The sequence below is a fragment of the Williamsia sp. Y853 genome, from assembly GCF_056786495.1.
The window spans coordinates 430,389-443,510 of sequence record NZ_JBXCJC010000003.1 but is presented as its reverse complement, the minus strand read 5'-3'; the positions used below and the strand labels follow the sequence as shown (position 1 = coordinate 443,510).

General features: G+C 64.0%; 15 protein-coding genes. 5 read left to right on the top strand and 10 right to left on the bottom strand.

Annotated elements, in window-relative coordinates; translation table 11 throughout:
• The first annotated feature begins 51 nt into the window (after positions 1-51).
• Together AC1TPF_RS18230 and AC1TPF_RS18225 are read left to right on the top strand one after the other, a co-directional pair.
• The gene (locus tag AC1TPF_RS18230) at positions 52-1,668 is read left to right on the top strand and encodes a GMC oxidoreductase (RefSeq protein ID WP_482139384.1); all 1,617 of its coding nucleotides are present in this window, start codon (positions 52-54) and stop codon (positions 1,666-1,668) included.
• A gap of 108 nt (positions 1,669-1,776) precedes the next feature.
• Positions 1,777-3,408, top strand: a complete 1,632-nt coding sequence (locus tag AC1TPF_RS18225; protein ID WP_482139383.1) for a GMC oxidoreductase — start codon at positions 1,777-1,779, stop codon at positions 3,406-3,408.
• Between the two features lie 69 nt (positions 3,409-3,477).
• On the opposite strand, the gene AC1TPF_RS18220 is transcribed toward AC1TPF_RS18225, so the two are convergent.
• Entirely contained in the window at positions 3,478-5,109 is a 1,632-nt protein-coding gene (locus tag AC1TPF_RS18220; protein ID WP_482139382.1) for an ABC-F family ATP-binding cassette domain-containing protein, read from the bottom strand.
• A 37-nt stretch (positions 5,110-5,146) separates the two neighbouring features.
• Between AC1TPF_RS18220 and AC1TPF_RS18215 the strand changes: the two genes are divergently transcribed.
• Positions 5,147-6,289 carry a lycopene cyclase family protein gene (locus AC1TPF_RS18215; protein WP_482139381.1) on the top strand — a complete coding sequence of 381 codons (1,143 nt, stop codon included), beginning with the start codon at positions 5,147-5,149 and terminating at the stop codon, positions 6,287-6,289.
• Here AC1TPF_RS18215 and AC1TPF_RS18210 read toward each other — a convergent pair.
• The 5 genes from AC1TPF_RS18210 to AC1TPF_RS18190 are packed head-to-tail and all read right to left on the bottom strand — an operon-like array spanning position 6,283 to position 8,875.
• Positions 6,283-6,822, bottom strand: a complete 540-nt coding sequence (locus AC1TPF_RS18210; protein ID WP_482139380.1) for an Asp23/Gls24 family envelope stress response protein — start codon at positions 6,820-6,822, stop codon at positions 6,283-6,285. The two genes, AC1TPF_RS18215 and AC1TPF_RS18210, sit on opposite strands and share 7 nt — an antisense overlap.
• A 17-nt stretch (positions 6,823-6,839) precedes the next feature.
• Positions 6,840-7,850 (bottom strand): Asp23/Gls24 family envelope stress response protein, encoded by a 1,011-nt coding sequence (locus tag AC1TPF_RS18205; protein WP_482139379.1) that lies wholly within the window; start codon positions 7,848-7,850, stop codon positions 6,840-6,842.
• On the bottom strand, positions 7,843-8,022 hold the full coding sequence (locus tag AC1TPF_RS18200; protein WP_482139378.1) for a DUF2273 domain-containing protein: 180 nt from the start codon (positions 8,020-8,022) through the stop codon (positions 7,843-7,845). The genes AC1TPF_RS18205 and AC1TPF_RS18200 overlap by 8 nt, the downstream gene beginning before the upstream one ends.
• Positions 8,019-8,417 carry an Asp23/Gls24 family envelope stress response protein gene (locus AC1TPF_RS18195; RefSeq protein ID WP_482144909.1) on the bottom strand — a complete coding sequence of 133 codons (399 nt, stop codon included), beginning with the start codon at positions 8,415-8,417 and terminating at the stop codon, positions 8,019-8,021. Before AC1TPF_RS18195 ends, AC1TPF_RS18200 begins: the two co-directional genes overlap by 4 nt.
• Positions 8,414-8,875 carry an Asp23/Gls24 family envelope stress response protein gene (locus tag AC1TPF_RS18190; protein WP_482139376.1) on the bottom strand — a complete coding sequence of 154 codons (462 nt, stop codon included), beginning with the start codon at positions 8,873-8,875 and terminating at the stop codon, positions 8,414-8,416. Before AC1TPF_RS18190 ends, AC1TPF_RS18195 begins: the two co-directional genes overlap by 4 nt.
• A gap of 152 nt (positions 8,876-9,027) precedes the next feature.
• Between AC1TPF_RS18190 and AC1TPF_RS18185 the strand changes: the two genes are divergently transcribed.
• Positions 9,028-9,633: an RNA polymerase sigma factor gene (locus AC1TPF_RS18185; protein ID WP_482139912.1), complete on the top strand. Its 606-nt coding sequence runs from the start codon at positions 9,028-9,030 to the stop codon at positions 9,631-9,633.
• The gene (locus AC1TPF_RS18180) at positions 9,630-10,100 is read left to right on the top strand and encodes a hypothetical protein (protein WP_482139375.1); all 471 of its coding nucleotides are present in this window, start codon (positions 9,630-9,632) and stop codon (positions 10,098-10,100) included. Before AC1TPF_RS18185 ends, AC1TPF_RS18180 begins: the two co-directional genes overlap by 4 nt.
• Here the strand turns inward: AC1TPF_RS18180 and AC1TPF_RS18175 are convergent.
• The 4 genes from AC1TPF_RS18175 to sufC are packed head-to-tail and all read right to left on the bottom strand — an operon-like array spanning position 10,090 to position 13,092.
• On the bottom strand, positions 10,090-10,488 hold the full coding sequence (locus AC1TPF_RS18175; protein ID WP_482139374.1) for a metal-sulfur cluster assembly factor: 399 nt from the start codon (positions 10,486-10,488) through the stop codon (positions 10,090-10,092). The two genes, AC1TPF_RS18180 and AC1TPF_RS18175, sit on opposite strands and share 11 nt — an antisense overlap.
• Entirely contained in the window at positions 10,485-10,955 is a 471-nt protein-coding gene (gene sufU / locus AC1TPF_RS18170) for a Fe-S cluster assembly sulfur transfer protein SufU (protein WP_482139373.1), read from the bottom strand. The genes AC1TPF_RS18175 and sufU overlap by 4 nt, the downstream gene beginning before the upstream one ends.
• Entirely contained in the window at positions 10,955-12,277 is a 1,323-nt protein-coding gene (locus AC1TPF_RS18165) for a SufS family cysteine desulfurase (protein ID WP_482144908.1), read from the bottom strand. Before AC1TPF_RS18165 ends, sufU begins: the two co-directional genes overlap by 1 nt.
• Positions 12,278-12,321: 44 nt before the next feature.
• Positions 12,322-13,092 (bottom strand): Fe-S cluster assembly ATPase SufC, encoded by a 771-nt coding sequence (gene sufC / locus AC1TPF_RS18160; protein WP_482139371.1) that lies wholly within the window; start codon positions 13,090-13,092, stop codon positions 12,322-12,324.
• Positions 13,093-13,122: the final 30 nt, after the last annotated feature.

Below are 13,122 nucleotides of genomic sequence, written 5' to 3'. Positions count from 1 at the left end.
AATCCTCGCCTAACAGATATAGGGTTCGCCTATTCTGAGAAGGGCGAACTAATGACCGGTTTGAACTCTGTCACCAGTCGGCGCACAGTACTGCGGGCGGCCACAGCGGGTGCGGCCATCGCGGCCGCCGCTGTAGTCGCACCCCGCGCTGCTGCCGGCACAGGAAGCACGGGCGCCACGGCGATCGTGATCGGAAGTGGGTTCGGCGGTGCAGTCGCCGCGCTGCGCCTCGGGCAGGCCGGCGTCCAGACGACCGTGCTCGAGCGTGGCCGCCGGTGGCCGATTCGCCCGGACGGAAACACATTCACCAATCTCAACAACCCGGACAAGCGGGCGGCCTGGTTCAGCACCAAGCCGCCGATCAATCCCCTGACGAGTTTCACCCGGCTGGAGCCCTACCCCGGCCTCATCGACCGCATCCACGGAAACGGTATCGATTCGGTCTACGGCGCCGGAGTCGGTGGCGGCTCGCTGGCGTTCGGTGCTTTCACACCCACCCCGCGCAAAGTCGACTTCGAGATGGAGTTCCCCGATGTCGCCAATTACGACGAGCTGATCCGGGACTACTACCCGACCGCTCGGACGATGCTCGGATCGAGTCCCATGCCCGCCGACATCCTGGCTCATCCGCAATATCGCGGCGCCCGGGTATGGACGAAGACCCTGGCCGACTACGGAGTCGAACCGGTCCCCCAGGACTTCGCTGTCGACTGGGACATCGTCCGCGACGAATTGGCAGGCAAGGCAAAGGCATCGCTGTCCGTGGGCGGCGGTCCCTACGGTGTGAACTCCGGCGCAAAGAACTCCGTCGATCACAACTATCTCCCGTCCGCCGAGTCCACCGGCAACGTCACCATCAAGCCGATGCACGAGGTGTTCGAGATCCGGCCGCGAGAGCGCGCCAAGGGATTTGTGGTGAAGGCCCGGCTCATCGACGATCAGCACCGCACGGTCAGCATCGAGACGTTCGAAGCCGACTACCTGTTCATGGCCGCCGGTTCGTACTACACGACGTCGCTTCTGGTGACTGCCCGGGCGAACGGCACCCTGCCCAACCTGTCCACACATGTCGGAAACGGATTCGGTTCCAACGGCGACTTCTTGATCATCCGGACCCTGCTCCGCGACGACGTCGGATACGCCCAAGGTGGCCCGGGCTTGTCTCGCATGTACGAGGATCGACTACCAGGCGGACCGGTGTCGATGATCTATCAGGCGACTCCGTTCCCACAGGTGGCAGGCGGGTTCACCACCACCCACATGGTGCAGACACACACCCCGGACCGCGGGACCATCACGTTCGACCGCGCCACCGGCAAGACGGTCCTCGATTACCCGTTCGCGGGCGGGCAGTCCATCGGCGACAAGCGGGCGATGGCGTTCGCCGGACACTTCCACGAGCGCACCGAAACCCGCTTCGGGCACCCGGCCAACGGCATTCCGGTGTACCCCCGCGAAGGGGACTTCGGTTCGGCTGCCACCTTCCACGGACTCGGCGGGGTGGTCATCGGGAAGGCCGCCGACGAGAACGGCAAGGTCCACGGTTACGACAACCTCTACGTCACCGATGGTTCGTTCATGCCCGGTGCCGTCGGACTGGTGAATCCGTCGCTGACGATCACCGCGATCGCCGAACGCACGATGGACCGGTTCGTGGCGAATCTCTGAGCTCCGGGCAGGCCGCCGACCAGCGAAGCTGTGTGAATGCTGAAAGGGATTAGGTAGAACACCTCGCCGGGGCTATTAGTTTTCCAACCCCCTTCGGGAAGGCGAACCATGAGCGCCGGCGACACGATCACGTCCACACGGACCGTTCCCAGACGCACTGTTCTGCGAGCGGCGGCGGCAGGCGCGGCGGTGGCCGCCACCGCCGCGGTGTCGGCGCGAGCACGCGGAGCCCCCACGGGCGGATCGGCACCGACGGCGATCGTCATCGGCAGCGGCTTCGGAGGCGCGGTGGCGGCACTGCGGCTCGGACAGGCAGGTGTGTCGACCACAGTTCTCGAGCGGGGTCGGCGATGGCCCATCAGGCCTGACGGCAACACCTTCGCGACGGTGAACCAGCCAGATGGGCGGGCTGCCTGGTTCAGCACGAGAACCTACATCAATGGCTTGTTGTCGCCGCCCATCAATGCGTATCCAGGTCTGATCGATCGCATCTTCGGCAACGGCGTCGACGCGATCTATGGGGTCGGCGTCGGTGGTGGATCGCTGGCGTTCGGCATGTTCACCTCGGTGCCGCGCCGGGTCGATTTCGACATGATCTTCCCGGCGTCCGCGAACTACGACGAACTCGTCAGCACATACTATCCGCGGGCCAAACAGGCCTTGGGTACCTCACCGTTGCCTGCCGACATCCTGGCTCATCCGCAGTACCGCGGCGCGCGCGCATTTCTGGACACGTTGCGCGACTACGGAACCGAGCCGATTCCCACCGATTTCGCCGTCGACTGGGACATCGTCCGCGAAGAGCTCAGAGGCAGGCGAAAGGCATCGGTCAGCGTCGGCGAAGGACCGTACGGCATCAACTCCGGTGCCAAGAACTCCGTCGATCACAACTATCTCCCGTCCGCCGAGGCCACCGGCAACGTCACCATCAAACCGATGCACGAGGTGTTCGACATCCGACCACGGGAGGGCGCCAAGGGTTTTGTCGTCACCGCCCGCGAGATCGACGAGAACCACAACACGGTCCGCGTCACGAGCTTCGACGCCGACTACCTCTTCATGGCAGCCGGATCCTTTTACACCACATCACTTCTGGTGGCGGCGCGGGCAAGGGGAACGCTTCCGGCACTCTCGACGGCCATCGGAGGGGGCTGGGGCACCAACGGCGACTTCCTCATCGTGCGGACCCCGCTCCGTCAGGATTACGGGGCCGCACAGGGCGGACCCGGCAACGTCAAGATGTACGAGGACCGGCTACCCGGCGGGCCGGTCGCGATGAATTATCAGGCGACGCCGTTCCCGGAGTATGCCGGTGGGTTCTCCACCACGAACCTGATCCAGACCCACACCGATGAACGCGGCACCATCGACTACGACCGCGCCACCGGCAGGACGATTCTCAACTTCCCGTACCCCCGCGAGAACACGCTCGTCGATCAACGTGCATCCCAATTCGCCTGGCACTTCCACGAACAGACGGAGACCCGATACGGGTTCCCTGCCAACGGGATTCCGATATACCCGCAGGCCGCCGACTTCGGTGCCGCCTGCACCTATCATGGCCTCGGTGGTGTGGTGATGGGTCAGGGCGCAGACGAGAACGGCCGCATCCGCGGCTACGACAACCTCTACGTCGTAGACGGCGCGTTCCTGCCGGGTGCCGCCGGACTGGTGAATCCGTCCCTGACCATCACCGCGATCGCCGAACGCACGATGGACAGATTCGTCGCCACCCTCTGACCTTCGAACTGTGCCCTTTTGGCGAACAAAACCGCAGGTCGTGCCCGCCAAAACAGCACATCATCGGGCTCAGGCGAGTTCGATGATCTCCTGGTACTCGGCCGACCAATGGTCCTCGGTGCCGTCGGGCAGCAGGATCACCCGTTGCGGATCGAGAGCCGCTGCGGCGCCCGGGTCGTGGGTGACCAGGACCACGGCACCCTTATAGCTGCGCAGGGCGTCGAGCACCTGTTCACGTGAGATCGGATCGAGGTTGTTCGTGGGCTCGTCGAGCAGCAGAACGTTGGCCGCCGACGACACCAGTCCGGCCAAGGCCAGACGGGTCTTCTCACCACCGGACAGCGTTCCGGCCGGCTGATCGAGCTGCGGGCCGGTGAACATGAACGCACCGAGCAGACCACGCAGGTCCTGTTCACCCGCATCCGGAGCCATGTGCCGGATGTTGTCCCAGACACTCGCGTTGTCGTCGAGGGTGTCGTGTTCCTGCGCGAAATAACCGATCTTCAGGCCGTGACCGGGCTCGATCGTCCCGCGCTGGGCTGTTTCCGTACCCGCCAGCAATCGGAGCAGCGTGGTCTTGCCGGCACCGTTGAGTCCGAGCACCACGACGCGACTGCCACGGTCGATGGCCAGGTCGACGCCTGCAAAGATCTCCAGCGACCCGTACATCTTTGTCAGACCCGAGGCCATCAGCGGGGTCTTGCCACAGGCGGCAGGCTCCGGGAACCGGATCTTCGCGGTCCGGTCGGCCACCCGCTCTTCGTCGAGATTGTCGATCATGCGTTCGGCACGCTTGAGCATGTTCTGTGCGGCAACGGCTTTGGTGGCCTTGGCACCCATCTTCGCAGCCTGGACGCGCAGCACGCCCGCCTTCTTCTCGGCGTTGGCGCGTTCCCGCTTGCGGCGCTGCTCATCGGTAGCGCGGGCGTCGAGATACTTCTTCCAGCCCATGTTGTAGATTTCGGGCTCGCCGCGGACCGCGTCGAGGAACCACACGCGGTTGACGACGTCTTCGAGCAACTCGACGTCGTGACTGATCACGATCAGTCCACCCTCGTGGTTCTGCAGGAATCCGCGGAGCCAGCCGATCGAGTCGGCGTCGAGGTGGTTGGTCGGCTCGTCCAGCAGGAGCGTGGTGCCGGACTTGCCGCCGCTGCCATCGGAGGCCGCAAACAGGATGCGAGCGAGTTCGATTCGGCGGCGCTGACCACCGGAGAGCGTATTCAGCGGCTGGGCCAGTACGCGGTCGGGCAGACCGAGGCTGTTACAGATGCGGGCGGCCTCCGACTCGGCGACATATCCACCGAGGGTCGAGAAGCGATCTTCGAGCTGTCCGTACCGTTGAACGGCCTTGTCGAGGTCTTTCTCGTCGACGGCCTCTGCCATCAACGCCTGCTGCTTTTCCAGATCACGCAGCAAGGTGTCGAGCCCGCGAGCCGAGAGCACCCGATCCTTCGCAATGACCTCCAGGTCGCCTTCACGCGGATCCTGGGGCAGGTAGCCGAGCTCCCCGCTGTTGACGACCGAACCCGCGTAGGGCTCGCCTTCACCGGCGAGAATGCGCATCGTGGTGGTCTTGCCGGCACCGTTGCGGCCCACCAACCCGATGCGATCGCCGGGTTGCACCCGTAGCGCCGGACCAGGGGCGCTCAATAGGGTGCGTACGCCCGCGCGTACCTCGAGGTCAGTTGCCGTAATCACGACTTATCAGTCTACGGCAAGGCGATACGGTGCTCGTATGACAACTCGTATCGTCGACCTGGCGGTGGTGGGAGCCGGGCCGTCGGGTCGTGCCCTTGCGCACCGTGCGTCCCTCGCAGGCCTGCACGTGGCCGTGATCGACCCTCAGGTCGAGAGCCTTTGGAAGCCAACGTATGCCGCGTGGGCCGATGATCTGCCGAGCTGGCTCGACGACTCCGTGATCGCGGCAAGTTGTGAGGCCGTTGCGGTGTTCACGCCGTCGCACCGCCTCCTCGAACGGCAATACGTGACTTTGCACACGGCCGCGCTGCAACAGTCGCTGACCCTTGATGACAGGGTCGTGGTCCATCCGCAATCAGTGTCGGCGGTGCACCCCACCTCCGTGCATTTGGAGGACGGAACGCAGATCGATGCGCGGGCGGTGGTCGATGCGCGCGGGCTCCGAGATCCGGAAGCACCCGCGCAGAGTGCCTACGGCGTCGTTATGGATCGAGCCCACGCGGCACCGGTCCTTGGCAACGACAGCGCAATATTGATGGACTGGCGCGGGGCAACCGCTCATCGGACTCCGACGTTTCTCTACGCAATCCCATTGGACGACAATCGAGTACTGCTCGAAGAGACGTGCCTGGCCGCGGCACCGGCCATGCCCATCGCCGTGCTCCGCGAACGACTCGGCAAGCGGCTGGCACAATTCGACATCGACCAGGGATCACTCGAGGTGTCCCAGACGGAGACAGTGAAGATCGCGCTGTCCGACAGTTCGAGGTTGCCATGGGCCTCGCCGGATCCGCTGCGGTTCGGGGCTGCCGGCGGAATGGTCCATCCGGCAACGGGTTACAGCGTCGCCGAAACGCTGTCGTCGGTCGATCAGCTGGTTGACGCCTACGCACGTGGCCGCGATCCGGTCAAAGCCCTGTGGCCACGTCAGGCCCGGGCGGTGTATCGGCTCCGACTACGCGGACTTGCTGTGCTGCTCAACCTGTCCTCAGCCGACCTCACCGGCTTCTTCGATGCATTCTTCGCAGCACCGGCCTCGATGCAGCGCGCCTATCTGAGCGATCGCCACCATCTCGGCGGGACTCTCGGAGCGATGGCGGGCACCGTCTCCCATGCCGATATCCGCCTGTCCGGCACCATCGTCCGCTCGGCGTTGAAGTCCGGCAGGCCGGATCACTGATTCGGTGCTCGATGCAGCAGGATCCGAACCTCGACATCGGCTCCGGCGAACGACAGTTGAAGTTGATGGCGGACCGCACGTAGCAACTCGATGAGCTCGCGACCCTCGGCAGCAGGGTCTGCGGTCACGGTCAGCTCGAGCGTTGGGGTCCTGCCGTCGATGAACGACCGCGTCTGTGTCGAGTTGATCCAGGGATGCCGCTCCAACGATTTCGCGGCAGCTTTCCCGACATCGGGCACCGACACCGCGCGTTCACCGGCGACCGCACCCGATGAAGAACCCACCACGACGGACCGAATCCTGTTGAGACGCAGGTTGGCCAGCACCAGCCACAGTCCCAGGACAGCCAAGACGACGGTGGCCACGAGTAGCGACCACGGCCACCAACCCTGCTCCGGCGCGGTGTAGATCTCGTAGTCGTTGATCTGCTCGATTTCGTCGACGACCACTGAAACCTGTTGCCACCAGAGCAATGCGACCACACCCGCCCCGAGAAGGACAAGCCCGATCAGGCCAACAACGAGTCGGTCCATGAGGTTCAGGGTGCGTCTCACTTTTCCGGTCCCTCGTCCGTGGAGGTATGCGCAGGGTCGGCCGCAGGCGCCCGATAGTCGAGTACCACCCGCGGGGCGGTTTCGAGCCGGGCCATCACGATGTCCAGACGCTCACGGAGCGCAGCACTATTGCTGCCTTCCTGCCCGCGCACAGCGATCTTCGCGCGGCCCCTGGCAACGGTCGTGGTCGCCGAGACGGTGTCCTCTTCATCGAGCGCGATGGCGCTGATCCGCCGGGCGATGTCCACGTCACGCGTCCACAGGCCGGATACCGCCAACGGCCGGTGGGTGCGCGGTCGGGGTCGAATCGCCAGGTACAACAACCACAGGCCCACCACGACGGCGGCGATCGCAACGGCAACCATCCACGTCTGCCAGCTCGTACTCGCAATCCACTGCGTCGCATCCGCTATCCAGGCGTCGGAGTCGTAATAACCCTGGGCCACCGCGAATTCGCGACCGGCGAGCAGTGCTCCGACGATCAACAACACGCCGATCAGTGGCGCGATCCGCCCGGCACCGGGATAAGCCCGTGGCGGTCTACCGCCACGCTCGGAGACCATTTCAGAGGAATTCTGTTGTTCCGTGACGATATTCGCGACCTCTTCGGACAGCAACAGTCCTTCCGAATCGGTCACCGCCACAACGTCGACATCAACCCGCGACGGGCGCCGCCCGGTGAGTCGGGTCAAAACATCGGCGACGTGTGTCTGTACCTGCGCCGACACCTCCGCTGCCGACGCGGGCCAGCACACCGCGATCTCGATGGCGATCGCCGGATGCCGGGTGCTCGAATCCGACAGCGCGCGAGGCAGATTGCGACCGGTCAACGACCCCAGTTTCACCGACTGCGGCACCACGCCGCGAACCTCCACCGCAGCCTGGCGCGCGATCTTCACGTTGACCTTCGGCTCGATCTGCAACCTACCGCGGATCGCGGGCCGAGCCGGCCCGCTCAACTCCAGATCGGCAGCCTCGGTCGGTTGCGCGACTGCCGCCTCAGCCACGGCCCTTGCTCCGCAACAGCACACCGAGATCGATACGTCCATCGCGATGTGCCCCGATGGCCAGCCCGACCACCGCAAACACCACGGCGATCATCAAACCGGAAAAACCTCCGGTGGTGATGGCCAGGGCGAGCAACAGACCGACAAACAAGCCCACGATTGTATTGCTCATGATTCTCTCGTTTCTGGTGCGTTCACTTCGCTGCTTGCTGCCCCACCCACTGCTGCCCCACCCACTGCGTCTTCGACCACTGCGCCTTCGACCGCTGCGCCTTCAATCACTGCGGCAACGACGTCTTCGACAACAACCGTGCAGGGCAGCGGCCGATCCAGCTGCGCCAGCGCCGCGACACGCACCGCTTGTGCCACCTGCTGAATATCGGTGCCAAAGTAGACGATCACATGCACCTCCACACCGGCCTTGCCGATCCGGACGCCGGACACCCGGTGCCCCGGCAGATATGTGGCCACGTCACCGAATGTCCCGGCATGCAGGCCGGCAACACCGTCGACCGCCATGACCGCATCGCGGACACGTTCGGCAACCGTGGTCGCCGGTCCGGTCACTGGACCCGCGACACTGTCTGCCCGTCGAGAGCGGTGGTCGAGTCATCGGTGTCCAGGTGGACGTCGTGAACCGTGATATTGACCTCCGTGACCTCGAGCCCGGTCATCTTCTCGATCGCGTCGATCACATTTGCCCGAACCGACTCCGCGAGTTGGTGAATCGCAACGCCGTAGTTCGCGACCAGGCCGACGTCCACGGCTGCCTGTCTCTCACCGACCTCGACAGAGACACCTTGTGTGACGTCCGTTGACGCACCGGGGATGTTCTCGCGCAACTTGCCGACGGCACGGGCCGCGCCCCCGCCGAGGTCAAAAACCCCGTCGATCTCCCTGGTCGCGATCCCGGCAATCTTCGACACCACCACGTCGGCGATAGTTGTCGTTCCGCCCGACGACTCGGAGTCGTCCGAGGTTTCTTTGCTCAACCCGACGTGGTCGGGGTCCGCAGAAGTTGTCATCTCGAGTCCTCCACTCGTCATGCTTCCCAATGTGGGACGGACGAGGGCATATGTAACCCGGTCCACTTCTTATGACGAGGTGGGACCGCAATGTTGCACGCGGCAATTGTGAGCCACGCCACATCCGGAACTGGCATGCTGAACCCGTGGACATGGAAAGCGAAGCATCCTTGATTCGCTACGCCGCACTGGGCGATCGCACTGCGTTCGAGGATCTGGTCCGGCGTCACCTCAAGCCTCTGCTCCGCTATGCCAACCGGCTCACCGGCTCACCGGCCACCGCAGAGGACATCACCCAGGAAACGTTCCTTGCCGCCTGGCGCGGTTTGCCCGGGTTCGCCTTCGAATCCTCGTTCCGCACGTGGCTGTTCACGATTGCCTCACGCAAGACCATCGATCTGCGGCGACACCGAGTCGCGATCCCGGTGACCGATGAAACGCTCGAACGTTCGGATCGGTACACGCCCGGACCCGAAGACGAGGCCGTGGGCCAGTCGCTGCTCGATGCATTGGAGTACGAGCTCGGACAGCTCAGCGCGCATACCCGGGCGTGCTGGTGGCTCCGCGAGGTCGAAGGGATGTCGCATGAAGAGATCGCCACCGCGCTGGCTATCACCCGGGGATCGGTGCGCGGTCATCTGCAGCGGGCACGTGCGCAGTTGGCGGCCAGACTTGCACCATGGGGACCCGCCGGGGCAAGGTCCGACAGGGTGGGCACCTACAGAAAACATCAAGGGACAAGGGAGGATCTGCGATGACCGAACCGGTGACCGACCCCGATCTGTGGTGGATCAGCGACGCCGCAGCTGCGCTCGATGCTCAGATCCCAGAGGCCACCGTCCTCGAGAAGATCCGGGCACGCCTGCACCACTCGAACCGGCGGGGCGTCCCGGTGTCGACCGACAGTCCGGGAATTCTGATCAACACCCGCGCGCTTCGCCTACTGCTGGCAGGCACCATCTGGGAGGTCGGCCGCCGCGACATCGCCGCAATCGAATTCGACACGCAATCGACAACTCTCACCGCTGTCGACATCAATCTGATCGGCCGATACAGCGATCATCTCGTGGCAATCGGTGACCGGATACATGATGCGGTCACCGAGCGCCTTCGAGAAATACTCGGGCCGGTGAGCGGCTCAGCCGTGATGCGGCGCCTGTACTGGTCCGATCTGGAGCAACCGAACGACCCAAGTGGTCGCGTGAAACCGGAGGTCAGACGGTGAAACCGAGCGCACGCAACTGTTCGCGTCCGTCATCGGTGATCTTGTCCGGACCCCACGGCGGCAGCCAGACCCAGTTGAGTTCCATGTCGGTGCACAGGCCGGAGGTGACCAGCGCATTGCGCGCCTGATCCTCGATCACGTCGGTGAGCGGGCAGGCGGCCGACGTCAGTGTCATATCGACCTTCGCAACGGCGTCGCTGCTGACCTCCAGGCCGTAAACCAAGCCCAGGTCAACGACATTGATACCGAGTTCGGGATCGACCACGTCGCGCATGGCCTCTTCGATGTCGTCGATGGACGGCAACGAGGTCTGCACCGGCGCAGGCACAGCTGCCGCAGGCGATGTTGCGACCTCGGTCGAGCCTTCAGGTCCTGATGTTGTTGTCATACCGACTCCCTAGCCGAATTCTCTTTGCCGGCAACCGTCTGTGCCAACGCGTCCTTGAATGCCATCCATCCCAGCAATGCGCATTTCACGCGAGCCGGATACTTACTGACCCCGACAAAGGCGACGCCGTCGCCGATCACGTCTTCGTCACCTTCGTCGGCGCCGCGTGAGGTCATCATCTTGTTGAACGAATCAACCGTGGCCAGAGCTTCTTTCACACTCTGGCCGACAAGCTGCTCGAACATCACCGAGGTCGAGGCCTGCGAGATGGAGCAGCCCTGACCGTCGTACGAGACGTCGGTGACGGTCTCCCCGTCGTCGGACAACCGAACCCGCAGGGTGACCTCGTCGCCGCACGTCGGATTGACGTGATGGACCTCGGCACCAAAAGGATCGCGCAGGCCGCGTCCCTGCGGATGTTTGTAGTGATCGAGGATCACTTCCTGGTACATCTGTTCCATACGCATCAGGCAACCACCCCGGTCGGCACATTGTCGCCGTCAGTCTTTCTCACGCCGAAAAATTCCTGGCCCTTGACGATGGCCTTCGCAAGCGCGTCGATCTCGTCGAGTGTGTTGTATGCGGCAAACGATGCGCGTGCGGTGGCGGCCACACCGAAACGCTTGTGCAGCGGCCAGGCGCAATGGTGTCCGACGCGGATGGCGACACCTTCGTCGTCCAGGATCTGGCCGAGGTCATGGGCGTGAATGCCATCGACCACAAACGAGACCGCTCCCCCGCGCCGCTCCGAGGTGGCCGGACCGATGATCCGGACGCCTTCGATCGCACCGAGGGCGGACAACGTGGCTTCGACAAGCGAATGCTCGTGTGCGGCAATCGCATCCATCCCCAGGTCCTGCAGGTAACGAACCGCCGCACCCAGCCCGATCACCTGAGAGGTCATCGGCACGCCCGCTTCGAAACGCTGTGGCGCGGGTGCGTAGGTGGAGACCTCCATGGAGACCGTTTCGATCATCGAACCACCCGATATGAACGGTGGCAGGCCGGCAAGCAGCTCCCGCTTGCCGTACAGCACACCGACACCGGAGGGGCCGAACATCTTGTGGCCGGAGAACGCCGCGAAGTCGACATCGAGTTCGTGGAAGTTCACCGTCATGTGCGGGACCGACTGGCAGGCATCGAGTACCACCAGGGCTCCGACGGCGCGTGCGCGGCGGACCATCTCCGGCACGTCGGCGATCGCACCGGTCACATTCGACTGATGCGTGAACGCCACCACCTTGACGGTGTCGTCGAGTTCCAGCGAATCCAGGTCGATCCGACCCTCGTCGGTCACCCCGTACCACTTCAGCGTTGCACCTGTACGGCGGCACAGTTCTTGCCACGGAACCAGATTCGCGTGATGCTCGAGCTCGGTGACGACGACGGTGTCACGGGGGCCGAGTGGACTGCCACCCAGCACGCCGGCACTGCGATCGTCGCCGAGCGTGTAGGTCACCAGGTTCAGCGCCTCGGTGGCGTTCTTGGTGAACGCCAACTCGTCGACATCGGCGCCGACGAACCCGGCAACCACCGCACGCGCATCCTCGTAGGCATCCGTGGCCTCTTCGGCCAGCTGATGCGCTCCGCGGTGAACCGCCGCATTGCAGGTGACCAAAAAGTCGCGTTCGGCATCGAGAACCTGCACCGGACGTTGGCTGGTGGCACCGGAATCGAGGTACACCAGCGGCTTGTTGTCGCGCACCGTACGACCCAGGATCGGGAAGTCGGCGCGAACAGCAGTGACGTCCAGCGCAGTCGAAGCGATCGTCTCATCGATGCTTGTCATGTCTGGCCTCCTGGAGGATGTTCGGGCGAAAGGTAGATCCGGTGTCAGGCGGTTGCAGTCTGGGTGAACCGGATGTAGCCGTTCTGCTCGAGCTCGTCGGCCAATTCCGGGCCACCCGACTCGACGATGCGACCGTCGATGAACACATGAACGAAATCAGGCTTGATGTAGCGCAGGATCCGGGTGTAGTGGGTGATCAGCAGAACCCCGCCGTTCTCGCGCTCCTTGTAGCGGTTGACGCCCTCGGAGACGACGCGCAGAGCATCGACGTCCAGACCCGAGTCGGTCTCGTCGAGGATCGCGATCTTCGGCTTGAGCAATCCGAGCTGCAGGATCTCGTGGCGCTTCTTCTCGCCACCGGAGAATCCCTCGTTGACACTGCGCTCACCGAACGACGGATTGATCTCCAGCTCGTTCATCGCCTCTTTGGTCTCTTTGACCCACAGGCGCAGCTTCGGTGCCTCGCCGCGGACGGCGGTGGCAGCGGTGCGCAAGAAGTTCGACATCGAGACGCCCGGCACCTCGACGGGGTACTGCATCGCCAGGAACAGTCCGGCGCGCGCCCGCTCGTCGACCGCCATCTCGAGGACGTTTTCGCCGTCGAGCGTGATGGTGCCCTGCATCACTTCATATTTCGGGTGCCCGGCGATGGCGTACGACAGCGTCGACTTACCGGAGCCGTTGGGGCCCATGATCGCGTGGGTCTGGCCCGACTCGATGGTCAGGTTGACACCCTTGAGGATGTTGATGGGTTCGGCGTCGGCGTCAGTCTGCTTGACGTTGACATGCAGATCACGGATTTCCAAAGTAGCCACGGTATTTGAGTTCCTTGCTGATATCTGGGG